This window comes from Acinetobacter sp. ACNIH1, from assembly GCF_002934695.1.
In the GTDB taxonomy this organism is placed as follows: domain Bacteria; phylum Pseudomonadota; class Gammaproteobacteria; order Pseudomonadales; family Moraxellaceae; genus Acinetobacter; species Acinetobacter variabilis.
This window is the reverse complement of sequence record NZ_CP026420.1, coordinates 1,433,479-1,459,960: the sequence shown is the minus strand read 5'-3', so window position 1 is coordinate 1,459,960 and position 26,482 is coordinate 1,433,479. Positions and strand designations below refer to the sequence as shown.

Here is a 26,482-nt window from a genome sequence, read left to right as displayed (position 1 = left end):
TATGAATGCAATGATTAAACAGGCCGTTGATCACTGGCGTTATGTTGCACCATTGCTTAGCAAGCCAGAAACTGAAGAAGACTTTAATACCCTTACTGAAGCTTTAGATGAACTTCTGGATATTGTAGGTGATGATGAGTCGCATCCCTTAATGGGGCTGATTCTTCAACTGGGTGACTTAGTCTCAGCTTACGAGCATGAGCATTTGCCGATGCCAGAAGGCGATGGACGTACTGCATTGGCTTTCCTGATGGAACAGCATGGCCTAAGCCAATCAGACCTATCTGATATAGCTACCCAGTCGGTCATTTCAGAAATCCTGAACGGTAAACGTCAGCTCAATATCCGTCATATTAAAGCTTTGTCTGAACGTTTTAATGTTTCTGCAGATACTTTCTTTTAAGTAATAAGAAACCAAATTTTAAGATATATGAGCTGTGTTTCCTGAAAGCAGGTTGCACAGCCAGACAGATTTAGATTAGAACAAGAAGTCTATATAAGCTCGGATTAGAAGAATATATGTTTATTAAAATGTATGGAAAACATAAATATTATTGATGTTTAACCTTATATGTCCTAATAATTTTCTAAGCATCTAGAGAAAAGGGAATATATATGACAACTCATGCAGACCACCAAACAGAGCAAGAAGATAATCCGCAAAAAGAATCTAATGATGATAAAGGCAATCAAGCAACCTATAAGGGTGTAAAGCCTGAGAAAAAGCCTAATGCAGAGCCTGAGCATCCGCTGAGGGAGCAAAAGTAAGATATGAATATCAGAAAGCCCTAATTAAATTTAGGGCTTTTTAGATTTTGATTTAAGTCTCGGAAAATTTCTGCTTCACCTTACTGGGAAGATGAAATTAATGATCAATCTTTAACAGTCCATCCCAACTAAAATAATTCTGGCTTAGATGCTGTTGAGACATGGCCCAGCTCCGGTCAGGCATTTTAGTTGCTCCAATTGCCAGCTTTTGATCGCCAAATTTTTCTTTTACTTTTTCTAGCGCTTGTTGAAGCTTCTCATTTCTCTCGATCTGAGCATGATCAGAGAGTAAGTCATAGACATAGGCCGATTTAGGTTCAAGCGCCGTTAAAATAACCCCGCATTTTTTAAACTCTACACCTTCTGAAAACAGCTCATGCATCTGTTGCATCAATGCCCGGTTCATTACAACAGCGGAATCAGTGGGTTCAGGAAAAGCGATATTGATAGATTTATGATAAAAGGATCTGTTCTTGTCAAAAAGATTGGATTGCGCGAAAGCAATGATGCAACCACATAAGGATTGATCTTCTCTTAAGCGTTTGACAGCATTTTGCAGGTAATCACTCATAGCTTCCGTTAAAGCTTCAAGATCCGTCACTCGGGAACCAAATGAGCGTGAAGAAATAATCTGCTTCTTGGGCTGGCACGTCTGTTCAAGTTCAATACAGCAAACTCCCTGTAATTCCATCACAGTTCTTTGCATAACAACTGGAAATAATTTTCCGATTCGATGACAATTAGCCTGAGCTAAATCAAGAACGGTATGTATACCTAAGTTCTTTAACTTTTTACTCTGCTGGCGCCCAACCCCCCAGACTTCAGCAACATCAATCAAGCTCCAGAAGTAATTTCTATATTTTTGATTCATAGAAGAAAGATCGCAAACCCCATCAAAGCGTTTGGCTTTCTTGGCCATATAGTTGGCTAATTTAGCTTCGGTTTTGGAACGGCCAATGCCTACACAAACGGGTAGGCCAATCCATTGCAAAATACGCCGTCGCATATCCTGACCATATTCTGTTAAATCATGATTTTTTGCATAAGCTGTAATTTTCAGAAAGCATTCATCTATGGAATAAACTTCCTGTTCACCAGGTGCTACATATTCAGATAGAATGGAATGAAAGCGTTTGGACATTTCTGCATATAGCGCATAGTTACTGGATACCACCTGAACTTGATGCTGTTCGACAATATCGCGAATCTGGAAGAGTGGAACAGCCATTTTAATGCCGAGATCTTTTGCTTCCTGCGAACGTGAAACTACACAGCCGTCGTTATTTGATAACACGATCACAGGTACATGATTCAGTTTCGGACTGAATAGGCGCTCGCAACTGACATAGCAGTTATTGACATCAATCAGCGCATAGATTTCCTGCTGATATTTCATCTGAATTTTTTAATGACGTTGGTGACCACACCCCAGATTTCAAATTGCTGACCTTCTACAGGATGAATATCGGGATAGTCGTCATTCTCGGCTTTTAGCCAGCAACCTTTTACATCGACAATCAGCCGTTTGACCGTAAACTCGCTATCTACACAGGCAATCACAATATCTCGGTGTTGCGCTTCAATGCTACGATCTACAATCAGAGCATCATTGATATCAATACCTGCATTCAGCATCGACAGCGAATTGGCACGAACAATGAAAGTGGCATTGGCGTTATTGATCAGGAATTCATTCAGATCGAGTTTTTTATCAATATAGTCTTGTGCGGGTGAGGGAAAACCAGCCTGAACACGTTCAGTAACTAAAGGAATTTCCATTTGAGTAACGGGATCAAACTGGCGAATATCACTGATTTCATTTTCTTTTTTAAGTGATTTTAAGTATGCTTTGATATCTAGGACTTTAGATTCAGGTACACGAATTACTTTGGTTTCTTCGACCTTTTTTCTGCCTGCACCAATTCTAAAGCCCCCATGCGAATTTGTCATAAATCTGCTACTTCTTGATTGTTGTTACATTAATCAAGATTGTAATGATTGCTTTATTTTTATACAAACAAATTAAATGCTTTAAAATCAGATATGAGTGATTAAATTGCTTTTATATTTCAATTTTCCGACAAACGGGGATCTCGCGGCTTTGCAATAAATTCATCCCGCATTTCGAAGAAAAACTCACTTGCTTCCTCATGATCGCAGTGCAGCCAATCCTGTCTTGACTCTTCCGGTATCACAATAATCGAGCGTTTTTCATCATTCGGATTATGGAATTGTTTCATAAAAGGATGCTGATTTGCATTAATCGTAAGCATTGAAAAAGACCGAACTTTTTCACCCTCAATGATTGCATCATCATAAATGGCTGCAACAGTAAAAGGATCGCCGTCTTCACGAGATATTGCATACCAATGAGATTTGCCATCAATGTATTTGGGTTCATAGAACGTATCTACAGGTACCAAGGCAAACTGATTGTTTTTCCAGGCATGCCGAAAACTTGCTTTTGAGGCAACCGTTTCAGTCCGGGTATTATAAGTATGCCGACCAAATTTTAATTCTTTGGCCCAGGAAGGGATAAGTCCGAAACGTGCGATATCCAGTTCAAACTCGTCAGCACCGCGCATAATGATGGGAGCGGGAGCCAAAGGATATACATGCGTTTTCATATCTAGTTCAAGTTGCTCTTCATGAATGTCTAATAAAGAGAGACGATGTTTTGAGGGAAATTCATAGTTTGAACACATGGGAGAACGCTCTCATGATGATCTATCATGAGAATTAAAATATAAGAGAAATAAGTTCAAAACAATTTGAATATCGTAAGTTGAATTTTAATCAGCAAGCAGGATTTTTATTTTATAAGTATATATTTAGAGCCTAAAAATATTTAACTCAAGAATATTTTAAGTAAATTTAATATTATGAAAAGATTAAAATTTTATTTGATCTATATAGATATACATAATTTAACTTTTTATTTAAAAAAACACTCTAAATGGCTTTGGAAAGCTACAAATATAGATGTTAGTTATATAGGCTTGCAATTATGAGCATGAGGTGAAAAATGAAGTTATTAACGTTAATTGGTGCCGGTGTACTTGCAGGTTATTGTTATAAAAAAATGAAATACAAAAAGGACAGTTCAAACAATGCTGCTCCTCAGAATGAACAGGTAGACAGTCAAGCACCAAATTCTGTTGAATAATCGCTTGAAAGGACCTCACCACTAGCAAGAGAAGGTTGTGAGGTCTCCTATTCTTTCAGTAGAGCCATCTCTGGCAAGTCTTATATAATTTTCAGAACTTTGCTATTTTCAGAGACACAGCAAGCTATTTTAGCTATTATTCCTTTTCATCTATTCTAAATTTTCCTGATTAAATTTATTGATAAAGTTGAATGGTTTACAAAACTATTCATTTTAATAATAGCCATACTTTAAAAATAATGTGATCCTCTTTCTCAGGAGGACAGCTTATGAAAAAACTAATTATCTTGCCTCTTGTAGCTTTAATACTTCTGGGGTGTAGTCAACCAAATACACAGCAAGAAGCTGACTCTAAGATCCTACAGGATGAGGATCTAAAAAAATTTAGGGAAATGGTAAGGAATGCTTTACCGAATTCAGATCTGGTTCAATTTCATCAACAAGAGGGAGAATGTGGTGAGCTTAGTTTCAGAGATAAATCTACGAATGAAATGAAACATCGGAGGTTTATTGTAGTAAATAAAAATATTGTGCTGATTGAAAGACGGCAGATAGATCAGGAATATTTTGACCTTTCATGGAGGAATGCATGTCGAGATTATTTCGGGTAAAGAAAGAATATTTATTAAAATTTTTATTTGAAAATAGTGACCGCTATAATCGAATATCAATAAAAACATTTAATCATTGAGCCACTCTTTAGGGTGGCTTTTTAATGTCTAAATTTCTGAATTTTGTTCGAAATATGATTACTGAGTAGATCGGTATTTCATATACTAGCTTCGTACCAATAAATAGAATATTGATCAATTTATATAGATAATAAACATAAAAATTATTTAAAAAAGGAGCAAAAATTGCTTCTTGAAAGCATAGCTTTTGCTTTAGGTTGTGGATATGTATCTCTTTAAAATATGCGGCATTATTTTCCTTGTCATCCTTGCTGTTTCTCTCATGGTTTTAGGTCTTATTTATCAGGATCCTTTATTTGCTTTGATCGGGCTATTGTTCACGGTTTGCGCAGTATTATTATTTTCCATGATCAAGGAAAGTCTTGCTGACTTTTAGATCACTCATTTCGTTTAAAAGTTTAAAGATTTGGACTAGAGATCAAGGTGAATAGCAGGATGATAGCGATCAATATTATGCACCGAGATGGAGTCAATAATTTGGAAAAGTAATCTTATGAAAGAGTATTCAGATCAATAAGTGGAATAAGGAAGACTTATACAGGCAACCAGTCATGTGGATTAGATTGATAAGATGATCTGAACCGTACCGGGTTTGTCGGAGACTTTTTTATTTAAGTTAGGCCACCTGACCTAACGGGTTAATCTTATCATAGTACATTGCTTCAAACTCAAAAGGCGATACATAACCCAGTGCACTGTGTACACGCTTTTTATTGAACCAATCTACCCAGTTTAGTGTCGCAAGTTATACATCTGCTAAACCTTGCCAATCTGCTTTTAAATATTCAATCACCTCTGTTTTGTATAAGCCATTCACCGTTTCAGCCAGAACATTATCGTATGAATCACCAGTTGTACCGACTGATGCTCGTAAATTTGCAGCTTCTAAACGATTGGTATAGCGAATAGAAAGATATTGAACACCTCTATCGGAATGATGAATCACATTCTTTGGCATACCTCGATCGTGCAATGCTTGCTCTAATGCATCGAGCACCATATCTGTATTCATCCGTGTAGATACTTTCCATCCAACAATTGCTCGTGAGAACACATCAATAATAAAGGCGGTCTAGACCCAGCCTGAATGAGTTTGAATATACGTAAAGTCACTTACCCACAGTTAGTCAAGTCGATCAGCATTAAAATTACGTTTCACTAAATCATCTGCTCGTTTTTGGTCATCTCGGCTACGGGCGGTTTGTTTATTCTTACCATGCCAAACACCTTGTATACCTAGCTTCTGCATCAATCGAGCAACTGTACAACGTGCGATAACATAACCTTCACGTTTCAATTGTTGCTAGACCTTACGCACACCATATCGATCTTTATTGTTATGGATGAAATCCACCATTATTTGTGTGGGCGGTCGAGCTCCGCCTGGGCGAAAAAAGCGGCTGCTTTACGTAGAATTTCATTGGCACGCTTTGATTCTTTAATTTCACGTTCCATTTGCTTCATTTTTTCTTGATCAGATATCTGTTGTACTTTAATAGGATTTTGCTGATCTAAATGCTTTTGATGCCAGGCACGAAGTGTTTCAGGAGTACAACCAATCTTAGGCGCAATTGCTGTGATTGCAGACCAATTCGATGGATAATCTTTTTCAGATTCAATCAATAATTGAACCGTTCTTTCTCTGATTTCAGGGGTGTATTTTAATTTTGTCATCGAACTTTGCGAAGCAGTGCTTCTAACTCAGAATATTGACTCTCCGACAAACCCGGTACGGTTCATTTCTTATTGGTGATATCCATGACAGACAAGCCCAAGCAAAACAAAACTTAGAATTTCGCAGTGTTGAGCTGTCTAAATGTCATAACCTCAGTCATTTTAATTCTTAGATCCATCAAATGATTACGATTGATAAGCTCATATGTGAACTAGCAGAATAAATTAAGAATTTAGCTAATGTATTAAGTTAAAATCTAACTTTTCTCAAATTAGTTAAAGAACTTTGAAGAATCTATAGATGATTATCTTATAGATTATCGAGATCCAACCGAGACCCATTCAATGCAACTCAGCGCAACTTATATTTATTTTAAGTTATCAGAAATGAAAGAGTATCTAGTCTGATGCAATCTCTAGCTATTCATTACAGACTCAGTTTTTTCTACTTTTTCTATTATGCGATTGTGGGCGCATTCATGCCTTTCTGGAGTCTATATCTGGAAGATCAAGGCTTTAATTATCAGGAAATTGGGATTTTATCTTCGATTGCGATTGTCACCCGATTTTTTGCGCCATTTATTTGGGGGTGGATTGCAGACAAATCCGGGAAACGCATGTTACTGGTACGTATAGCTACCTGGATGGAAGCTTGTATCTGGTTCATGATTTTTATCATTCCAAATAGCTTCCAGTCAGTCGCTTTGCTCATGCTGATTTTCAGTTTCTTTCAAAATGCAATTTTGGCTCAGTTTGAAGGCGTGACTTTATTCTGGTTAGGTGAAAAAAGGGCAGAGCTCTATGGCAAAGTGCGTAAGTGGGGTTCTATTGGATTTATTATTGGCGTATTTGGTTTAGGGGCCATTTTTGAGATTATTAGCATTAGTATGCTACCAGTCTTATTACTCTGTATCTCATTTCTGGCTTTTCTCTGGTCGTTCACTATCAAAGAACCAACAGCAGCACCGACAGCACAGAAAAAACTCGAAGCTTTATGGCCGATTTTCAAGCGTCCGGTGGTATACAGTTTTTTTCTGATTGAACTGATCATGCTGTTTTCACATGCGCCGTTTTATAGTTTTTATAGTAACTATCTCAGCCAGAATGGATTCAGTACCAGTCAGATCGGATTGCTTTGGTCGGTTGGGGTTATTGCTGAAATCATTATGTTTGCCTATGCCACATTTTTTCTGACACGCTGGTCATGGCGTCATCTGGTGATGCTATGCCTGTTAATGACTGGTTTAAGATGGCTAACAGTCGGCATATTTCCATCGTCATTTCTGGCACAGTTTTTTGCCCAGACCATTCATGCTTTAAGTTTTGGCTTATTTCATATGATTGCTATGCGGGTTATTTTTCAGAACTTTTCGGCCGGACAACAAGGCCGTGGGCAGGCACTGTATAGCACCATGTGGGGCTTAGGCGTGGCGAGTGGCAGCATTCTAGCCGGTCGTTATTGGGATCAGGTCGGTGGAACATCAATCTTTATTGCTGCTGCGCTGTCGACCTTGCTGGGCCTATTGCTGGTATTTGGCTTACCCAGCAAAGTCGAACTGCAAAAGCAGGTTTAAGATACGATTGAATGATTAAATGCGGATTTTGGAATATTGATCAAACCAGGGCTGAGCCTGTTCTAATTGAGCGGCTAGTTGTAACAGCAAATCTTCACGGGCAAATGGTGCAATAAACTGTGAGCCCAAAGGCAGGTTATCTTCATTCCAGTAAAGTGGTACTGACATTGCCGGAAGGCCGGTAATATTGGCTAATTGGGTGAATGGCACCCATTGCAGGTTTTCTTTTACAATCTGATCGACCAGCTTACCTTGTGCCAATAGATGTGCCTTATTCATTTTTAATAAAGCTTTAAGAATCGGCTTCTGCCAGTTTGGTGTCTTGACTTCGCCATTTTTGGGTGCAACAGTGGCCGTGGCTGGCGTCAGGTAGAGATCATAATCATCAAAGAAATGATTCATCTGGGTTACATATTGTCCCCAATTAGTCAGATTCTGGATATATTCAATCGCCGTTGTTTTGGCACCAAAAGCAGCCAGAGCCAGAGAATCCAGTTCAAAATCGCCTGATCTGGATGGATAGCCTTTCTGGATTTCGTTCAGCATATAAGAAAACTGGCTAAACCACGTCGTAATAAAATCTTTAGCCAGTTGCATGCCATCAATCTGCGGTTGATCCTCAACGACTTCATGACCTAAAGATTCCAGTAAACGGGCAGTTTGTTCTACCGCTTTAATAGCATCTTGAGAAACAGGCGTATCGATGCTGGAACGCGTATTAAATGCGATTTTTAATTTTTTTGGTGGTTGCTGAATCACTTCCAGATAATGTGTATGCGGACGTTGAATCGTAAACAGTGAACTGCGATCTTCACCATGGGTGGCATCCAGCATTGCTGCACTATCCCGAACAGTTTTAGTGAGTACATGTTGAATGGCAGCACCATGCATTGCTTCACTCATTTGCGGCCCCCACGGTGTACGTCCACGGCTTGGTTTTAAACCAAACAGACCACAGTAGGAAGCCGGAATACGAATTGAGCCACCACCATCACCTGCACCAGCAATTGGCACAATGCCGGCTGCCACAGCAGAAGCAGAACCGCCTGATGAGCCACCGCTGTTATGTCTTAAATTCCACGGATTTTTACAGCTACCCCAGGCATCTGGCTCGGTAATGCCTTTAATTCCGAATTCAGGAGTGTTGGTACGGCCAAAGGTCACGATACCTGCCTGTTCCCAACGGTTAACAATCTCGGCATTGGTATCAGCTATATACCCAATGCGCTTTAAACCCTGACATCCATAAGACGTCGGATAACCTGCATATTCCTGAAACAGGTCTTTGACTAGAAATGGAACACCGGCAAAGGGACCTGACAGATCTTGCCGGGTACGCTGCAAGGCATGCTCATGCATGGGAATAATAATGGCATTGATTTCAGGATTAATATTCGCACTACGTTCTAAAGCGACTGATAAAAGTTCACTTGAATGTATCTGTTTATTTTTAACCAGTTCAGCCAGTCCTAATCCATCGTATTGTAAGTATTCTTCAAATTTCATCTGCATTCCCTAGCGTTGATATTGTTATAAGGTTGTAGAGGGTTTCAGTTCAGGATGCAAGCACCACCTGATTACGTCCCAAGTGTTTGGCCTGATATAAGGCCTGATCTGCGGTATTGACCAGTTGCTGTAAATCTTGAGAAAGTGGCGCATGTTGATGCGTAATCCCGAGACTCACGGTAATCGATAAAGGTGAGCCATCAGGTTGATACATTGGCGTTTTAGCTACCAGTTCACGAATACGCTCAGCAATAAATTGGGCTTTAGAAGGTTTAGTATCCCAAAGCAAAATGACAAATTCCTCACCACCAATACGCGCAAACAGATCTTGAGAACGTAAATTAGAACGGATGATTTCAGCAAAGTGTTGCAGTACTTTATCGCCCACATGATGGCCAAAATGATCGTTTAAACGTTTGAAATGATCAATATCCAGCATAATCAGGGAGAACTGCACACTCTTGGAATGTTGTAGTAAATATTCACCTTTCTGGAAGAAAAAATGCCGGTTCATGGTCCGCGTCAGACAGTCATGATGGGCCAAATACAATACGCATTTAAATAGGTCGTTACGGTTCTGACTGATAATACACAGGATCAGCGGCGACAATGCCAGCATAAACAGTCCGATCCTTAATGAGATATAAATGGTCGAGTCTGCCAGCGTATCATGTGTAGTGGTATAGAACTGGGTCAGGCTGTAATACATCAAAATGATTACAAAGGCATTAATAATTGCAATCGTAAAGATGCGATAGGTCAGTGCTGCCCAGATTAAAGCTGCTAAAGGATAAAGCAGGGCACCTGGACCGACAAAAATATTGCTCAGGATAATACACAGGATTACCGTGCCTGCTGGCAGTAAATAACTCAATGAGTTCTGCTTCTTTCTGCGGTTTTTAAATAAATATTTGAGATCTTTGGTTCTAGGAAAGGCCAGAAAAAGCGGCAGGACAATAATGTAATTTACCATTTCGCCTGTCCACCACAGCCCAAAATCTATCCATAAATTTTCCTTGGTCATAAAGGAATGGGGAAGATTGGGTAAGGTCGCAACGGCAAACACTGCACTGGCCAGGCATCCTGCGAATGCACAGATGCTGAACATATGCACGAAAGTGAAGCCAGTATTGTAGTACTTATAATTGATCTGGAAATATCGGATAAAAAACAGCGATACAATCGTACTAATCAAGTTGGCAAGCGTTAGAAACAGACTCTGTAAAAGATTATTACCTGTCGCCAGATCAGCAAGCATGAACGCACAGAAAGCACCTAGCCACCCGCCCATATTGTTTAAATGGGGGAATATGGCCAGTAAGGCAGCATTGGCAGGCCAGAGTATGGCTAAGTAATCCTGTGTCCTGGTCATAATGCTAATCAAACAAGTCACTAAAATAATGAAAAGAATGACCAAGTAGGCATATGTTTCAGGATTCAAGTTCCGGTCTGTGATTCGAGGTATTCGCAAATCTAAGTCCTGTATCTAATTCTTATTTGTGAAATATCACTTTGTTTGGGAAATGCTTTTTACCCAAAAGTACAACTTTATTCTTGGAATAATCTGTTTTTACTTACGTTATCAATATACGTTTGTATACGAAATATATACAAAAAAAAATTAAAAAAGGAAATCCATGTTTTTAAACTATAATGATAAAAATTTGTTTTATTTCGGTATTTAAACTGATGCAGAGCAGAATATGATCCCGAAAAATATGATAAGTTAAAATTAATTATTAGGATTGAAACGAAGCCTGTGAATATGAAAAAAACCTGTCTTAGCCTTGTCTTGCTCATGAGCTCATCTTGGCTAATGGCAACAGAAAATAATAATCAAACTGCAAATAGTATTGCGAAACCTATCGAAGTTCCGAATACTTTTACCATTAATACCCGTCCTGAAATTGTTGGACTATGGGGAATGGAAATTCCAGATAATAAAAAATGTGTTGAATACTATAATTTTAAAGGTAATAACAATGTAGTCATTAAAAGTGGTTCAGAATGGACCACAGGGCTGTATGACTATCAGCCTTCACAAGATCCGGCTGCACAGATACCAGCGTTGATTATGCAGGTTAAATACGATAATAATGAAAAAGACTGTTCCGGCAATCAGGTAGATCAGTCAGGTGAGATTTCGCAGTATTTTGTGAAGTGGCAGAATTCCAATACCATTAATTTCTGTGCCAATGAAAAAGCAGAACAATGTTTTGCTGTGCTTCGACGCATTTTGCCTTGATTGAAGGCTAGAAAAACCGCTGACTTCAGCGGTTTTTTATTAGATCATGTCTCAAATCAAGCTTTTTCTTTGTCTTCAGCACCTTCAAGCTGCTTTAACAAATGTTTTTCCAGATAGTGAATATCCATTGCATGTTCACAGAAATTTTCATCCTGAAGAATCAGATCTTTGTGTAATGGAATATTGGTTTTCACGCCTGTCAGAATCATTTCATCCAAGGCCTGTTTCATGCGCGCAATTGCAGTTTCACGATCTTTACCATGGGCAATCAGTTTGGCAATCATAGAATCATAATACGGCGGGATGCTATAGCCTGGATAGATATGAGAGTCTAAACGGATACCTGCGCCACCTGGCGCATAGAAGGTCTCGATTTTGCCCGGAGATGGCATAAAGTTCGATGGATCTTCTGCGTTGATACGACATTCGATCGCATGACCTTGAACACGTACATCTTCTTGCTGGATATCCAGACCTAAGCCAGCTGCAATACGTAACTGCTGTTCAATGATGTCGATACCGGTGACCATTTCAGTCACAGGGTGTTCCACCTGAACACGGGTGTTCATTTCAATAAAGAAGAATTCACCTTCTTCAAACAAGAACTCGAATGTACCGGCGCCACGATATTGCATCAATTTACAAGCATTGACACAGGCTTCAAGAATGTCAGCTCGAGCCTGTTCTGGCAGGTTAGGCGCTGGCGCTTCTTCAAGTACTTTCTGGTGACGACGCTGTAAAGAACAGTCACGGTCATATAAATGAATCGCATGACCATTACCGTCGCCTAGAACCTGTACTTCGACGTGACGCGGTTTTTGCAGGAAACGTTCCATATAAACCGTATCATCGCCAAACCACATTTCAGCATCACGCTGCGCGGCTTGTACTGATTCAAGCAGGGTATCTACACGTTCTACGATACGCATACCACGACCACCGCCGCCGGAAGCTGCTTTCACGATGAGCGGGAAACCAATTTCTTTGGCTTCAGCAAGCGCATTGTGAATTGTCACGGCATGATCGCAACCAGGTACAGTTGGTACCCCCGCTTTTTTCATGGCAATAATCGCAGAAACCTTATTCCCCATCAGGCGAATATGTTCTGGACGTGGACCAATGAAGATAAAACCAGAACTTTCTACGATTTCAGCAAATTCAGCATTTTCAGATAAAAAGCCATAACCAGGGTGGATGGCATCTGCACTGGTGATTTCAGCGGCTGTAATCAAGGCTGGAATATTCAGGTAACTGTCGCTGCTCGCGCCAGGACCGATACACACGGCTTCATCACAAAAGCGTAAGTGCATCAGGTCTTTGTCAGCATCTGAATAGACACCGACGGTTTTAATTCCTAAAGTTTTGCAAGCTCGGGCGATGCGCAGGGCAATCTCACCTCGGTTTGCAATTAAAACTTTTTGCAACATTATGAATCCCCGAAGTGATTAGGCGCGGTAACGGAAAAGTGGCTGACCAAACTGAATCACTTCACCATTTTTCACCAGAATTTCTTCAATCACGCCGCTTTGAGTTGCTTCAATCGGGTTCATGATTTTCATTGCTTCAATGATACCCAGTGTTTCGCCAGCAGAAACAGTTTGGCCAATTTTTACAAAAGGTGCTTCACCTGGGCTTGGAGCTGCATAGAACACGCCAACCATTGGAGATTTTTCAACTGCACCACGAGGAGATTTAGCTGCAGGGACGTCAGCTGCAGGTGCAGGCATTGCAGGAACAGCTGCTGCAACTACTGGATTACGACGAGTCAGAGCGATCGACTGATCACCTTCCTTAACTTCAATCGCCTGTAAGTCAGATTCAATCATCAAATCGATGAGCTTCTTGATTTTACGGATATCCATGAGACAGTATTCCTAATTAAGATTGTTTAGAAGATTGTATTTTTTCAATGACATAGTCGAGTGCGGCAGCATAGCCTTTTGCACCTAGACCACAGATCACGCCAATAGCTTTATCGGATAGATATGAATGATGTCGGAATGCCTCACGTGCATGGACGTTAGACAGGTGGACTTCAATAAACGGGATTGCCACGCCAAGAAGTGCATCACGAACTGCAACTGAGGTATGCGTCAGGGCAGCAGGATTAATAATGATATATTGCACGCCGTCTTGTTGGGCTTGATGAATTCGGTCAACAATTGCGCCTTCCCAGTTGCTCTGGAAAGTGTCAAGTTGTAAAGTAGCTTTTTCAGCCTGAGCAGTGAGCTGCTGATTAATATCTTCTAGAGTTAAATAACCATAAACTTCGGGTTCGCGCTTTCCAAGCAAATTTAAATTCGGTCCATGAATAACCAAAATGGTCGAAGTCATCTATGGTACTCCAGTTAAAAAGTTTCAGGATAGGTTTGCAAGATGTCTACAAACTTCGCCTATTATGGCATGAATTCCTACATTATTTTTATAATTTCTTTGAATTGACATAGAAAAGCATGTACCACGCAGTGGCCATATAATGAAAACTTTGCAAGTATTTAGCAATGTTCAAAACTACCAAATCTTCGTCTTTTACATCATTTTTATATTTTAGATGAATTGGCTGAATTGTTACATTTATGCTGTGTAAGTTAGACCTCAATGTTTATTCATAATTCTTTTAAATTGTGTGTTTATTCGGCAATGTCTTGTCAAAAATAAAAAATATCAGTCGAAGTCTCTGCTCATATCAAAAATTATGGTGATCGGTAAAAGACCGGGTTTTCATTATATTTTTGGATGAATCAAAATTTTATTCTATTCATTATTCTGCAAATTAAAATATCAAACTTGGAATAAAAATCAAAAAGTTATTTGATAAATGGTATGAACTGAAGTTTAGTATTAAATAGATTTTATTTCGCTAGTAAAGCAAGTAACACATTATCTTTCTGCAAAAAAAGATAGGCTCATTGCTACTGAGCATTGGCTAAATGATACTGATCACAAACGTAAAATTAAAATCTTATGATTCTTCATTAATCTTTTACTAGTCTCATCTAATATTGACGAATGTGCTCAATTTTTTAAGTCTTACCTTGATTTGTCATTCTTTATATACGCTCAATAACATTGGCAAAATGGCACTTCATGTATAGGCGTTGTTATTCATCTGAATGTTGCCTAGGTTTTTAAATGATGAATTTTTAAGCTTAAGACTGAGATGGTATGCGGAATTAGAAGGATAAATTGGATAGCTAAGTTCAGTGAAAGTGCAATATGAATAGATATTCTGGATTAAAAGCTAATAGTATCTGATTGTATTTTGAACATATATTAATTGTATTGGCTATGCAGAATCACAGAATAAAACCCAAGCAGAATTGATAAGCTATAATGAAGATCCCGTCAAAATACTATCGAAGCTGTTATGACACCTGCATGCAAATTATTAAAATCTCAAAAAATTGAATATAGCATTCACGAATACGAACATGATGCCAATGCTAAAAGCTTTGGTTTGGAAGCAGCAGAAAAGTTAGGGCTAGCAGTAGAAGAAGTATTTAAAACATTATTGGTCACGGATGAGAAGCAGTATTTTGTAGCAGTTCTTCCAGTCAACCATCAGTTAAACCTAAAAAAAGCAGCATCAGCCTTTGGTTGTAAAAAGCTACAAATGGCTGACCCTAAACAGGCAGAACGTCTAACGGGTTATCTCGTCGGTGGGATTAGTCCGGTCGGGCAGAAAAAACGCCTGAAAACTGTCATTGATGCATCAGCGGAACAGCTGAATAAAATTTATGTCAGTGGGGGTAAACGCGGGCTGGATATTGGTTTAAGACCTGCGGATCTGGCTAAGGTTCTAGATGCAAAATTTGTGGATGTATTAGATATCTAAAATTTTCAGTATTCTTCAATAAAACTATCTTACTGAGAAGCGTTCATACCAATGGACGCTTCAACTTTTCTGGGTTCCCATATTTTTATTCTGTCGGAAAATTCAGCATGGTTTTTTCTTCATTGTATAGTGGATGATTGAGATCCACGACCTGACTGTGGATTGAACAAAAATAAAAATAATAAAATAGAAAATATGGAGCATACCGCATGGAAATCCAGAAAAAACGATTATCACGGTTCTGTATGAGCTTGTCCGCGATGGCCATGCTCTCAGTCTTTTCAACTGCACAGGCAGACTCGTCTACCTAGCCTCAGCCACCCAATTCCCAGCAAGTTTTCTTTGTGGGGAATAACTGGGATGGAACAGTTACAGTGATTGGATCTTCAGGTGACTTTGGCAAGGTTGGTGTGATTAACATGATTCCTGATCGAAAGGAGCGTCTGAAGAGATTTACCTCAATCCAATCAAATTGATTGCCTATACCTATATTCAAACTACTGCGGGTGAAAGTAATGATCAGCTGGTCGACGATATGTATTCCACGCCAGATGGACAGTCAGTGGTCGCATCCCGTCCAAGTTTTGCCGATGTGGTCTCGATTAACATCAAGACCGACAAGATGAACTGGCGTACTCCAGTTGAAGGCTTCAGTGCGGATCACATGGCAGTTTCACCAGATGGCCAGCGTGTCGCGGTTTCTGCATCATCCGGAAATGTGGTGCATGTACTGGATATTCATACTGGTAAGGAACATGGTCGATTTGCGACAGGTGATAAACCGCATGAAAATATATACTTTGATAATGGCAGAAAAATTCTGAACTCGGCCATTGGTAATGTAGAAACCTCACTGGATGCTCAGTGGCAGGATTTCACCAAAGGTAAACGCTATATCACTATTGCAGATGGCAATACCCATCAGGTGCTTAAGAAAATTGACTTTAGACCGGCATTGGATGCGTTTGGTCGAAAGGATTTATCTAATTCAGTACGGCCGATGGTCTTTAGCAAAGATGAAAGCAAACTCTATGCTCAGGTATCATTTTTTAATGGTTTGATTGAGTATGACTTAAACTAGAATAAAGTGACCCGTATTGGTCAGTTGCCAGGTAGCGATAGCATTCCCAAAGATCGTACCAAATGGGTGAATGATTCCCGGCATCATGGTTTATCCATCAGCGCAGACGGTGAAAAACTCTGTGTTGCGGGCATGATGGATAATTATGCCACTATTGTGGATCGTCAGAGTCTGACTGCCGGAAATTAATTCCTGCAGGTAAACCATACTGGGCTACCAGAAGTCCGGATGGCCGTAGCTGTATCATTTCAGAAAGTGAAACGGATGTGGTGACCGTAATTGATTTCGCGACAGGAAATAAAGTGACCAGTGTGCCTGTAGGAAATCATCCACAGCGTGTCCGGATCGGTTATGCCCCAGCAGACTGGTCTACGCCGTAGCAAATAACGGCTTAAAAAGAGCAATGTGTTATGGACGTTGCTCTAAGCATTGTAGGTGGCATATATGAGGAACAAAACACTTACTTTATATCTGCTGGCGGGATTGTTATTAACCGGTATTCTGGTTGGGATTGCTTATCAGGTTCATAAGGATATCTATAAGGCAGAATTCAATATACTGAAACCTGATGATCAGATGACTTTTCCAGCAAAGTCACTGATTATTTCTAGTTTAAATCCTAAAGCAGCTGTACCGGCAAGAACGGCTGGGCACCCGGAAATGGATTCTGAACAGCAAGTTTTATTACAACAGAGAAACCAGCTTTATCTGGATTTTACCCAAATGATGAATGGCTTAAGTCAAGGTGAAAAGCCAGACGAACGTCAGCTAGATCGTTTGCTGGTACAACAGCAGCATCTGGTGAATGCCCAGGTCGTTGCTCCAGAAGAAGCGAGAGCTCAAATAGAATTTTTACAGAAAGTTCTGCCTGAAATCTCTCCACAGCTGGATCAAGCCTTAAATGCATTGGATCAGAAAAGTTTTTAATTTTCCTGTTTAAAGCTTTATTTAGTTGTGAATACAGATCATAGATAAGCTTAATAAGAAAAAGCCCGTTTTTACGGGCTTTTTCTTCATTCATGTTTTAGATTAAAACTTATAAGCAGTTCGCGGGTTTCGGGATGCCAGCCAGTCGGCTTAAATGACGTGCCACCAGACCCGTATTAAACTTTTCCTGTAATAAGGCATTGTTAATTTCCGGGCTAACTGTCTTCATCAAAAACTTAATCAACGGACGGGTTGCAGGAGAATGCCCAAACTGATGATAAAACTGACGAACAGCCTGTAGCACTTCAAAATGCCAAGGAGTAAGTTGAAGTTCTAGTGTATCTGCCAGTACTTGGGCAACGTCTTCATTCCAAATGGTGTAATCGACTAAATGACCATCTTGGTCCAGTTCTAGATTCATATTTGACTCATGGATTATTTCATTGAGATGCAGCGACTAAATTTCAGACATAGATCTGCAAATTCGGAATAGTCGAGTAAAGCAACATTTTCCGATAAAGGTGAGATCAGAATTTCTGCATCATTTCTTAGGATGTAAACTTGCGGTAGTTGCTGTACGAAGGCATGGTCCAGATACAGCACAGATTCTCCCATCAGGACCACCTGATCATCTGAAGCATGGAGCTGTGCTAACTGATCAAGGACCGACGCTGTCGCTGCATAATCTGACTGGATCAGGTAAAGGGTTTGATCTGACATTTATTTATCCTTTGTCCTTACCAATACAATACGTGATCAAATTTTTGAACGAATTCTGAATTGAATTCAATCAACTCAATCTCCTGTTCGCTTTGCTTTACAAAAGGAGAGTCCTGATTTTTCTGTTCAACCAGAATAGGTGTCAAGTCATAAAATTCGAAACTATCCACCAGATTTGAAGCCAGTTTAAAGGCATGTTTAAGCTGGTCAAACTGGAGTTCAGAATGTAAAAGACTCAAAGCAGCACCTTGTAATAGCACTTTCACCTCAGTGCCGAAGGTCGCCAGTACCATCGTAGCAGACAGGCTTTCATGCACCTGCAAGCTGTTTAAGTTGGCTTGGGTTAATATAACAAGTACAGATTTCACACAAGATTCCTTTTAAAAGCAACACATCCTGAAAAATGAAGCATCTAGAATTGAATTAGACGTTGTGAGGACTGAACAGCATCAGCAAGCTCGCCTAGACCGACCAATTCAAAACCATCAGCAAGATTATGTTGCTGAATATTGTGACGTTGAGCATTTTCCTGATCTGTAATCCCACGTGCTAAGGCTGCACTGACACAAACGGGTAAGCGGATATTCAGATCCTGCCAGGAACGTGTGAGATGACGCTGGTCGTCGGGCACCCATTGCAATGCATTTGCGACCGACACGCCATCTTGATAGAAAAATACACGGAAAGCTTCCTGTTTATGTTGTAAAGCTTGGGCGAGTCCAAGCGCATGCCAGGCATAAATAGAAGTCGGTGCGGAGGTAACAAGAATTAAGGTGCTCATCGAAATTCACTACAGGCTTGATCAACGCGGGATGATGATCTTGGCTACAAAGAAAGTAGGTAGTATACAATGATTTTAGTGACGGGTGGTTTAGGCTTTTTAGGCTCACATATTGCTTTAAGTCTGATGGCACAAGGACTAGAGGTCATTGTGGTTGATAATCTGGCCAATGCCAGTCTGCAGACCCTAGAACGCCTTGAATTTATTTCCGATCGCTATGTGCCTTTTGTCAAAATTGATATCCGTAACACTCCAGCATTAAATAAAGTTTTTGAACAGAATTCCGTGCAGGCTGTCATTCATACTGCAAGCTTTAAATCATTAGAAGAATCAGTTTTAAAACCACTTGAATATTATAATGATAATGTCAGCTGTATCATGAGCCTGATGCGTGCCATGCAACGTACCGGAGTACGCAATCTGGTGCATTTATCTTCATTGGCTGTATATGGCCATTCCGGAACGGATTTAAAAGAAGATCAGGCTTTTAATTACACTTATCCAAACCCTTATATTAAATCCCAGCAGATGGTGGAAGAAATCATCCGGGATACTGCCAAGACGGACAATGAATGGCGTATTGCGATGTTACGTCTTTCCAATGTCGCGGGCGCTTTTGAAAATGGCATTTTAGGTGAATGGGTGCCGCCTTTACCAAAGAATATTGTGCCTCTGGCTATGCAGGTGGGTGCGAAGCAGCGTGAATATTTGGAATTGCGCCGTCAGGCCAAGACCGAAGACTATACGGTAGAACGCAGCTTTTTGCATGTGATGGATGTTTGTGATGCGGTATTCAAATCACTACATTGGCTATCGCAGCAGCAACAATGGACTTGCGAAGCCTTTAATATCGCTGGAGAGCTAATCTCAATGCAGACTTTGCTGGATCAGGTTGCAGAAGTCACTCAATCCGCTGTTCCTACAGTAGAGGCCTTGCCATATCCGCATGCTGAAATGGATCAGCTGGGTGCTAATACGGATAAGGCCCAACAGTTATTACATTGGCAACCACGTTATACCTTGAGGAAAATGTTAGAGGATGAATGGCTGTTCTATCAGAATACGTTAAGAGGGCAGTGATTTAGAATCCTATAAGCTAATTATTGATAATAATTATCATTTGCAAAATTAATCAAACTCATTAAGATGAATGAATGAAGTACAGTATTGAAGCTGCTGTCTAAATGAGTAAAACATGGAATAACAATTGAGGTTGAGCATGCAAACACGTATTGAACATGACACGATGGGAGAAGTCGCTGTACCGAGTGAAGCACTTTGGGGCGCACAAACTCAGCGTAGTCTACAGAACTTCAAGATTGGCAATGAGCATCTGCCGCGCGCCATGATTCGTGCCATGGGCTTGGTCAAGAAAGCAGCTGCAATCACCAATGCCGAGTTAAACCAGATTCCTCATGAGTTATCGACCTATATCATCGGTGCTGCGGATGAAGTGATTAGCGGTCAATGGGATAGCCAGTTCCCCTTAGTTGTATGGCAAACCGGTTCGGGCACGCAAAGTAACATGAACTGTAATGAAGTGATTGCCAATATTGCTAACCAGAAACTGGGCAATCCTTTAGGTGCACAAAAGCCTGTGCATCCAAATGATCATGTCAACCGCGCTCAATCGACCAATGATTCTTTTCCGACCGCGATTCATGTGGCAGCTAGCTTACAGATCAATGAACTGTTAATTCCGGCAGTGACACGTTTACGTGATACCTTGCATGCCAAATCTCAGGAATTTGCCGAGATTGTAAAAATTGGTCGTACCCATCTTCAAGATGCCACACCTTTAACTTTAGGTCAGGAATTCAGTGGATATGTCTCTCAACTGGATCATGCCTTGATTCGTCTGTATCAAGCTTTGCAAGGATTATATGAATTGCCACTGGGTGGAACCGCCGTCGGTACAGGCCTCAATGCCCATCCAGATTACGCCGTTAAAGCCGCCGATACTCTAGCTGAATTAACGGGTTTTCCTTTTGTCACCGCTCCTAATAAGTTCGAAGCTTTAGCCGGTCGTGATGCAGCAGTTTTTGCTTCAGGTGCTTTAAAGACTTTAGCGGTTAGCCTGAATAAAATTGCCAATGATATTCGCTGGTTGGCAAGTGGACCACGTTGTGGTTTTGGTGAATTACGTATTCCTGAAAATGAACCGGGTTCAAGTATTATGCCGGGTAAGGTGAACCCAACTCAAAGTGAAGCCATGACCATGGTAGTTGCCCAAGTTCTAGGAAATGACACGACGATTAATGTGGCCGGTGCATCAGGGAATTTTGAGCTGAATGTCTTTATGCCAGTGATTGCCTATAACCTGTTGCAGTCTATTCAACTGCTGGGCGATGCATGTAACAGCTTTAACGATAACTGTGCAGTCGGAATCGAACCTAATCGTGACAAGATTGAACACTTCCTGCATGATTCATTAATGCTGGTCACTGCATTAAATCCAGTCATTGGTTATGAGAATGCAGCTAAAGTGGCCAAGACCGCCTATAAAGAAGGTAAAACCTTAAAACAGGTCGCAGTCGAACTCGGATTGGTGACTGCAGAACAGTTTGATCAAGTGGTGCGTCCTGAGAATATGGTGGCTCCAAACGTAAAATAAGTCTTCTAATTATGGTTAAATAATAAGGCCCTCTAAATGTGGGCTTTATAATATCTAAGGATAATTAATACAAATTTTAATAAATAACAAGCACATGTTTTTGCTGGAAAATTCTCATTCAATTGAGCTTGTTTATTAAATGCTATGAACCATCTATCGTTCAGGTTTTGACAGATATGCAATGAAGGATTACTAATAGAAATTCCCTGATAACTAGAAAAATGAGGTAAGGGTGATGACTGACTTTGATGATGATTTTGATCTGGAAGAGCCCTATCCAGATAAGGATCTATATCCAGATTATACGAAAAAGAAGTGTAGCAGCTGTAGCGGTACCGGCTATAACGTTGTGGAAGCCAGTGTATCGAATGTATGGGAACCGGAAAAACTGGTGAGATAGATTAACTCAAATTATAATTGTTTATTAAGCCTGCTCTGTGAGTGGGCTTTTTTATTCTCCTCATCAGGAGTTGTTAAGTTTATAGATTCATGAGTAAATAAAAGAAAGAATTTAAAATTACGGGTGAAATCGTATTAGAAGGATGTTTAGAGATAACTATTGAAGTTTTTTTAGTGCTAAAGCCTATCCTCATGACTTCTCATACCGAATTAACATTGAATAAGCGTATATAGCTGCTAAAATGCAGTTCGTTTTTACTGCTGTTTTGTCGTTTATTCAGCATGAGTTTCTATGACTTATGAATAAACATCCATAAAATGGCAGGTTGTTTAAGGAAAATTTAATGCTTGATATTTATTTAACAGATGTTCAAAAAAAGGTTCAATTCAAGGATTATCCAGGTGAGCATCCTGTTAAATTTATTCTGAATTTTAAAAAGATTTTTCCAAGCGTAATGGAACTTCTTTTACCTGTTCTCCCGGAAAATGAAAATCTTGATGAAATGACGTGGGAATCAACCACTCAGGACTTTGAAACGTTTCAGATGTTATTAACAGGGTGGGGCATTATTGAATTGCGTTTAAATGCGATCACCCAGTATAAAGATAAGACATTTGCAGATCAGTTGGTGAAAGAGGCACAGCAAAAACGCAGAGAATATCAGAAGAAACATCTTAAGCTTTCTAGTGTGGATCTGGATTACCTATTTATGCATGATGTGCATGGCTTGATTGATGCTGAACTGGTAGAACTAGGTGAAAAATTCTATTTACCAATCTTACGTGATCTTTGGAAAAATAAAGTCTCTGCTCAAGTGCTTAATGCCAAATTCTAAGTAAATTTAAGCTGATTCATTCAATTTCATCCTCCAAATTGGAGGATGATTTTATATGGCGATTTCTTAGGATTGACATTTCCCTTATAATAAATAGCCTAAGCAAATTTCTATATTTATCATCAAAACAAATTTCTGCTACATCATTGAACATAGTGATTTATTTTAAAACAGAAATTGACTCAGAAAAGGGCATTTATTTTATCATTTGATAAACAATAAATTAAAAAACTATTCTTTATCAAAAGAATATATAAAGATATTACTTTAATAATATAGCTATTCCAGTCATATTTTTTTAAGCTATCAGTACTTGTGAGTAAATGAATCATAGAGTTCTTATTCATTAGAATTCCTTCATAAAAATAAGTGAAGGTTCCAGTTTTCCCGAAGATATATCTAAGGATTTAACCGAATGTCGAATCAGTTTTTAGATTTAATTACAAAACGCCGTACTATTTATGCCATTGGTAAAAATGTAGAACAGTCTCCTGAATATTTAACTGATTTGATTCAAAATGCGATCAAGCAAAGTCCGTCATCTTTTAACTCGCAATCATCTCGCGCCGTTATTTTATTCAATGGCGAACATGAAAAATTCTGGGGCTTTGTCGCTGATAAATTAAAAAGCTATGCCAAAGATGAAGAAAGTGCTGCAAAAACGACTGCAAAAATGGCAACCTTTGCTGCAGGTACGGGTACAGTTTTATTCTTTGAAGATCAAAATGTAGTAAAAGGCTTGCAAGAGCAATTTCCATCTTATGCCGAGAATTTCCCCATCTGGGCAGAACATTCAACTGCTATTGCTCAGTTCTCTACCTAGACAGCATTGCATACTGAAGGCCTGGGTGCATCTTTACAACACTATAATCCAATAGTAGATGAGCAGGTTCATGCAGAATGGGATATTGCAGAAAACTGGAAACTTCGTGCTCAACTGGTATTTGGTTCAGTTGAAGGCGAAGCGCGTGCTAAAGATTATCTGGAAGATGATCAACGCTTCAAAGTTTTCCAATAAGCTTAATTTTTGATCTGTCTTTAATCCTTTTTAAGGACAGATCTCCAGGTTGTTTATAAAAATACGCATTAGATTTTTTAAAACTAGGCTAAACTAAAGCGGTATTTAAAGAATTTAATGAGTCAAACCAAATGTCGAAAAACACGCAGAAGTTATCACCATTACAGGAACTGATTGTAGAGCAGAAATTGCTGTGTGAAGAGGTCGGTTCTGCCTATGTAGAAGTAAGTGGTGATGATGTCGTTGCAGTGGCTGTACATACATTGAAGCAGGATCCAATTGTCGGAATCCGTAGAAAGCCTGAAACAGACGAAAATATTAGCTGGTATATTTATGGTGGTGAACTGGCTTCAAATGAAGATGCTTTTGAAACCATGACTGTGCGTGAGTTACAGGATATCGCCCCTGAAGTTTTACCTTACCTGGCTTTAGAGCAGGGCTACCGCTTCATGATTGATGCAGATGATTATGAAGATGTCTGGAAAGAAGAAAACTAAAAGAAGACCTTCGAAATGATCAAATCCTCATCTTTAATATGTACTTTCTTTATTTGCATGCAATTGAACAATATGGCTTTTGCCGAAAAGCTTTCACAAGCGGATTATGATCAGTTTATTGCTGCGCAAACAAAAATAGTCAATGAAACCAAACATATTTTAGATGAGCCAGATCAGAAAGCAGATGCCCAAAGTCAACGTCAGGCATTCTGTCAGCGTTTAACGGTTTATGAAGAGATTCAAAAAGTTTCTGAAGAAAATCAAGAGCTCAATATGGCGCCTACAATGGCGATGATTGCTAAAAACTTTTTGGATCGACAAGCACAGAGTATGAATAATTCAGGTATGACCACCGCAATATTTTGTAAAAGTAGGGAAGTGTAATTAATCCATAAAAGCAAGAGCATTGTATTGAGTTTTAATAGCCACCATCATCATTTAAAAATGCATCCTTCTGTTCTGGAATGGAAACTTTGACAGTTGGAATAGAATAACTCGCTGCTGTTAATCGAGCTATATTGAAATCCTTAGTTCCTACTTGAGGAATAATAGGTATTTGACCTGTTCGAACAATTTCACCATAAACTATCGTAATTAATTCTGCTGGAGTTAATCCGGCTTCTGTGATCACACATTCTGCTGACTCAAAAACGTCTTGATCCACCAAGAATTCAACGCTTTTTTTAACTAAATTGTTCATAAGATAGCCTTAGAATACATTTTATACACTACTTTAAACTATCAGATATGAAGCATATAGAAGCTAATGAAATTAAATCTTCATATCTTATAGGAATGTTGATCTTGATAAAGGTATAGACGGATAAAAAAGGGTAGGGCCAAAAAATTAGCCCCTTTTTTCGACTTTCAGCTTGCTTATAAAATGCATAAATACTCTGATACGTAGCATATGGATTTCATTGCATTTTAAATTATTCATTAAATAAACTTTATAAAAATCTATTTATATACAAATTTTACCGGGTATATATCAGCTACTTTTGAAATTTATTAAGAAATATTAAATATTTATGTGTTTCTTTTTACTCAAACGAAGGGCGGTAAAATCATTCCACACTAAAATAGCCTAAGCAAATCTCTACTTTATATTAATTCTCACAAAATTCCATATCCCATAACTAAAACTTAATACCCAAATAAACCTCTAAAGCTCGTATATTTCCTAAAAATTTTAAAATATTTTTTATTAATGATTTGATATGACACTCAATTATAAACAGATCTTGCAATTTAGCCTAAGCAGATTTTATTTCCATAAAAATAGCCTAAGCAAAATTTTAAATTATGTCATTGGCAATTGATTAACTTCCAATATAACTCCACTATTAACACCTAACATAGGAAATCACGGAATTCTCAAATGATCCTGAATTATCAAATACAAACCCATGAAACATCAACTTTAGCACCAATGGTATTTATTCACGGTTTATTTGGTAGTTTAAGTAATTTAGGTATGTTAGCCCGACATTTTTCAGAGCAGACAACTACGGTTCAAATTGATGTCAGAAATCATGGTTTATCTGACCATTCTAATGAAGTGAATTATCAAATCATGGCTGAAGATATTTTAGAAACTTTAGCCAGTTTAAATATTAAAAAATTTATTGCAGTCGGACATTCGATGGGCGGAAAAATTGTCATGAAACTGGCAGACCTGGCGCCTGATCAGATTGAAAAACTGGTTGTATTAGATATCACGCCAATTCAATATCAAGAAAACCATCATTCTGAAATATTTAAAGCCTTGTTTGCAGTCCAGCAGGCGCAAGTTGCTTCACGGAATGAAGCAGCAAAAATTATGCTTGAATATATTCAAGAGGAAATGGTCATCCAGTTTCTTTTAAAATCATTCAATAAAGGGCAGTGGTTGTTTAATGTGCAAGCACTGTATGATCGTTATGAAGATATTACTGCTTGGGAGAAGATAGAAAAAAATGAACTTCCAGCATTATTCTTAAGAGGTGGAAATTCATCGTATATCTCTAAACCTGAACATTTTGAAGCCATCAATCAGCAGTTTATTCATGCACGGATTGAAGTGATTGAAAATGCAGGGCACTGGCTACATGGTGAAAAGACGGCGGATGTTTTGCAGCATATGCAGAATTTTATTGATGAAAAATAA

The 26,482-nt window shown here is 39.1% G+C and carries 28 protein-coding genes, 3 pseudogenes and 1 other annotated feature; of the genes and pseudogenes, 17 read left to right on the top strand and 14 right to left on the bottom strand.

Annotated elements, in window-relative coordinates; translation table 11 throughout:
• The first annotated feature begins 1 nt into the window (after window position 1).
• Both C3F22_RS07195 and C3F22_RS18355 read left to right on the top strand, forming a co-directional pair.
• On the top strand, window positions 2–403 hold the full coding sequence (locus C3F22_RS07195) for a helix-turn-helix domain-containing protein (RefSeq protein WP_004785978.1): 402 nt from the start codon (window positions 2–4) through the stop codon (window positions 401–403).
• Window positions 404–615: 212 nt separating this feature from the next.
• Window positions 616–768 (top strand): hypothetical protein, encoded by a 153-nt coding sequence (locus C3F22_RS18355; RefSeq protein ID WP_004785976.1) that lies wholly within the window; start codon window positions 616–618, stop codon window positions 766–768.
• A 97-nt stretch (window positions 769–865) separates the two neighbouring features.
• Here C3F22_RS18355 and C3F22_RS07190 read toward each other — a convergent pair whose 3' ends face one another.
• The 3 genes from C3F22_RS07190 to C3F22_RS07180 form a co-directional block, all read right to left on the bottom strand.
• Entirely contained in the window at window positions 866–2,164 is a 1,299-nt protein-coding gene (locus tag C3F22_RS07190; protein ID WP_004785974.1) for a Y-family DNA polymerase, read from the bottom strand.
• Entirely contained in the window at window positions 2,161–2,718 is a 558-nt protein-coding gene (locus C3F22_RS07185; RefSeq protein WP_004785972.1) for a LexA family protein, read from the bottom strand. Before C3F22_RS07185 ends, C3F22_RS07190 begins: the two co-directional genes overlap by 4 nt.
• A gap of 119 nt (window positions 2,719–2,837) precedes the next feature.
• Entirely contained in the window at window positions 2,838–3,473 is a 636-nt protein-coding gene (locus C3F22_RS07180; protein WP_004785971.1) for an SOS response-associated peptidase, read from the bottom strand.
• Window positions 3,474–3,793: 320 nt separating this feature from the next.
• Between C3F22_RS07180 and C3F22_RS18350 the strand changes: the two genes are divergently transcribed.
• Both C3F22_RS18350 and C3F22_RS07175 read left to right on the top strand, forming a co-directional pair.
• A complete protein-coding gene (locus C3F22_RS18350) occupies window positions 3,794–3,934 on the top strand; it encodes a hypothetical protein (protein ID WP_004785968.1) in 141 nt (46 codons plus the stop codon).
• Between the two features lie 269 nt (window positions 3,935–4,203).
• Window positions 4,204–4,545, top strand: coding sequence for a hypothetical protein (locus C3F22_RS07175; protein WP_004785967.1), 342 nt, complete (start codon window positions 4,204–4,206; stop codon window positions 4,543–4,545).
• A 697-nt stretch (window positions 4,546–5,242) separates the two neighbouring features.
• Here C3F22_RS07175 and C3F22_RS07170 read toward each other — a convergent pair.
• Window positions 5,243–6,300, bottom strand: a pseudogene (locus tag C3F22_RS07170) (IS3 family transposase).
• Window positions 5,925–6,025, bottom strand: a sequence feature (AL1L pseudoknot). (Overlaps the previous pseudogene by 101 nt.)
• A 407-nt stretch (window positions 6,301–6,707) precedes the next feature.
• Here C3F22_RS07170 and C3F22_RS07165 point away from each other — a divergent pair.
• Window positions 6,708–7,874 (top strand): MFS transporter, encoded by a 1,167-nt coding sequence (locus C3F22_RS07165; protein WP_004785963.1) that lies wholly within the window; start codon window positions 6,708–6,710, stop codon window positions 7,872–7,874.
• 15 nt (window positions 7,875–7,889) lie between these two features.
• Here C3F22_RS07165 and C3F22_RS07160 read toward each other — a convergent pair whose 3' ends face one another.
• Together C3F22_RS07160 and C3F22_RS07155 are read right to left on the bottom strand one after the other, a co-directional pair.
• Window positions 7,890–9,380, bottom strand: a complete 1,491-nt coding sequence (locus C3F22_RS07160; RefSeq protein ID WP_004785962.1) for an amidase — start codon at window positions 9,378–9,380, stop codon at window positions 7,890–7,892.
• A 49-nt stretch (window positions 9,381–9,429) separates the two neighbouring features.
• Window positions 9,430–10,851, bottom strand: a complete 1,422-nt coding sequence (locus tag C3F22_RS07155) for a GGDEF domain-containing protein (protein ID WP_004785959.1) — start codon at window positions 10,849–10,851, stop codon at window positions 9,430–9,432.
• Window positions 10,852–11,178: 327 nt separating this feature from the next.
• Between C3F22_RS07155 and C3F22_RS07150 the strand changes: the two genes are divergently transcribed.
• The gene (locus tag C3F22_RS07150; protein WP_034171190.1) at window positions 11,179–11,625 is read left to right on the top strand and encodes a hypothetical protein; all 447 of its coding nucleotides are present in this window, start codon (window positions 11,179–11,181) and stop codon (window positions 11,623–11,625) included.
• Between the two features lie 56 nt (window positions 11,626–11,681).
• Here the strand turns inward: C3F22_RS07150 and accC are convergent, their stop codons facing one another.
• From accC to aroQ, 3 genes are read right to left on the bottom strand one after another with little or no spacing between them, the layout of a single operon-like run.
• Window positions 11,682–13,052: an acetyl-CoA carboxylase biotin carboxylase subunit gene (gene accC, locus C3F22_RS07145; protein WP_004785955.1), complete on the bottom strand. Its 1,371-nt coding sequence runs from the start codon at window positions 13,050–13,052 to the stop codon at window positions 11,682–11,684.
• Between the two features lie 18 nt (window positions 13,053–13,070).
• Window positions 13,071–13,487, bottom strand: a complete 417-nt coding sequence (accB, locus tag C3F22_RS07140; RefSeq protein WP_004785952.1) for an acetyl-CoA carboxylase biotin carboxyl carrier protein — start codon at window positions 13,485–13,487, stop codon at window positions 13,071–13,073.
• A 16-nt stretch (window positions 13,488–13,503) separates the two neighbouring features.
• The gene (gene aroQ, locus C3F22_RS07135; protein WP_004785950.1) at window positions 13,504–13,959 is read right to left on the bottom strand and encodes a type II 3-dehydroquinate dehydratase; all 456 of its coding nucleotides are present in this window, start codon (window positions 13,957–13,959) and stop codon (window positions 13,504–13,506) included.
• 1,033 nt (window positions 13,960–14,992) lie between these two features.
• Between aroQ and ybaK the strand changes: the two genes are divergently transcribed.
• The 3 genes and pseudogenes from ybaK to C3F22_RS07115 all read left to right on the top strand — a co-directional run bounded on the left by ybaK (window position 14,993) and on the right by C3F22_RS07115 (window position 17,468).
• The gene (gene ybaK, locus C3F22_RS07130; protein ID WP_004785947.1) at window positions 14,993–15,460 is read left to right on the top strand and encodes a Cys-tRNA(Pro) deacylase; all 468 of its coding nucleotides are present in this window, start codon (window positions 14,993–14,995) and stop codon (window positions 15,458–15,460) included.
• Window positions 15,461–15,771: 311 nt separating this feature from the next.
• Window positions 15,772–16,921, top strand: a pseudogene (locus C3F22_RS07120) (YncE family protein); the annotation flags it as partial.
• Window positions 16,922–16,985: 64 nt separating this feature from the next.
• On the top strand, window positions 16,986–17,468 hold the full coding sequence (locus C3F22_RS07115; protein ID WP_004785943.1) for a hypothetical protein: 483 nt from the start codon (window positions 16,986–16,988) through the stop codon (window positions 17,466–17,468).
• A gap of 109 nt (window positions 17,469–17,577) precedes the next feature.
• Here the strand turns inward: C3F22_RS07115 and C3F22_RS07110 are convergent, their stop codons facing one another.
• From C3F22_RS07110 to tusD, 4 genes are read right to left on the bottom strand one after another with little or no spacing between them, the layout of a single operon-like run.
• Window positions 17,578–17,889 (bottom strand): TusE/DsrC/DsvC family sulfur relay protein, encoded by a 312-nt coding sequence (locus tag C3F22_RS07110; RefSeq protein WP_004785942.1) that lies wholly within the window; start codon window positions 17,887–17,889, stop codon window positions 17,578–17,580.
• Window positions 17,890–17,903: 14 nt separating this feature from the next.
• The gene (locus C3F22_RS07105; RefSeq protein ID WP_004785940.1) at window positions 17,904–18,188 is read right to left on the bottom strand and encodes a DsrH/TusB family sulfur metabolism protein; all 285 of its coding nucleotides are present in this window, start codon (window positions 18,186–18,188) and stop codon (window positions 17,904–17,906) included.
• Window positions 18,189–18,205: 17 nt separating this feature from the next.
• Entirely contained in the window at window positions 18,206–18,556 is a 351-nt protein-coding gene (locus C3F22_RS07100; protein WP_004785939.1) for a hypothetical protein, read from the bottom strand.
• A 44-nt stretch (window positions 18,557–18,600) separates the two neighbouring features.
• Entirely contained in the window at window positions 18,601–18,969 is a 369-nt protein-coding gene (gene tusD, locus C3F22_RS07095) for a sulfurtransferase complex subunit TusD (RefSeq protein WP_004785936.1), read from the bottom strand.
• A gap of 69 nt (window positions 18,970–19,038) precedes the next feature.
• Here tusD and C3F22_RS07090 point away from each other — a divergent pair, with 69 nt between their 5' ends.
• The 7 genes and pseudogenes from C3F22_RS07090 to C3F22_RS07065 all read left to right on the top strand — a co-directional run bounded on the left by C3F22_RS07090 (window position 19,039) and on the right by C3F22_RS07065 (window position 24,717).
• Window positions 19,039–20,049 (top strand): NAD-dependent epimerase/dehydratase family protein, encoded by a 1,011-nt coding sequence (locus C3F22_RS07090; RefSeq protein ID WP_004785933.1) that lies wholly within the window; start codon window positions 19,039–19,041, stop codon window positions 20,047–20,049.
• Window positions 20,050–20,188: 139 nt separating this feature from the next.
• Window positions 20,189–21,583, top strand: coding sequence for a class II fumarate hydratase (gene fumC, locus C3F22_RS07085; RefSeq protein WP_034171469.1), 1,395 nt, complete (start codon window positions 20,189–20,191; stop codon window positions 21,581–21,583).
• A gap of 235 nt (window positions 21,584–21,818) precedes the next feature.
• Window positions 21,819–21,983 carry a hypothetical protein gene (locus C3F22_RS18260; RefSeq protein ID WP_004785929.1) on the top strand — a complete coding sequence of 55 codons (165 nt, stop codon included), beginning with the start codon at window positions 21,819–21,821 and terminating at the stop codon, window positions 21,981–21,983.
• A 343-nt stretch (window positions 21,984–22,326) separates the two neighbouring features.
• Entirely contained in the window at window positions 22,327–22,818 is a 492-nt protein-coding gene (locus C3F22_RS07080; protein ID WP_004785927.1) for a hypothetical protein, read from the top strand.
• A 415-nt stretch (window positions 22,819–23,233) separates the two neighbouring features.
• Window positions 23,234–23,836: pseudogene (locus C3F22_RS07075) on the top strand (nitroreductase family protein).
• 131 nt (window positions 23,837–23,967) lie between these two features.
• On the top strand, window positions 23,968–24,333 hold the full coding sequence (locus tag C3F22_RS07070; RefSeq protein WP_004785922.1) for a hypothetical protein: 366 nt from the start codon (window positions 23,968–23,970) through the stop codon (window positions 24,331–24,333).
• Window positions 24,334–24,348: 15 nt separating this feature from the next.
• A complete protein-coding gene (locus tag C3F22_RS07065) occupies window positions 24,349–24,717 on the top strand; it encodes a hypothetical protein (protein ID WP_004785920.1) in 369 nt (122 codons plus the stop codon).
• Window positions 24,718–24,751: 34 nt separating this feature from the next.
• On the opposite strand, the gene C3F22_RS07060 is transcribed toward C3F22_RS07065, so the two are convergent.
• A complete protein-coding gene (locus C3F22_RS07060; protein WP_004785917.1) occupies window positions 24,752–25,033 on the bottom strand; it encodes a type II toxin-antitoxin system RelB/DinJ family antitoxin in 282 nt (93 codons plus the stop codon).
• A 681-nt stretch (window positions 25,034–25,714) separates the two neighbouring features.
• Here C3F22_RS07060 and C3F22_RS07055 point away from each other — a divergent pair.
• Window positions 25,715–26,482 carry an alpha/beta fold hydrolase gene (locus tag C3F22_RS07055; protein ID WP_104426154.1) on the top strand — a complete coding sequence of 256 codons (768 nt, stop codon included), beginning with the start codon at window positions 25,715–25,717 and terminating at the stop codon, window positions 26,480–26,482.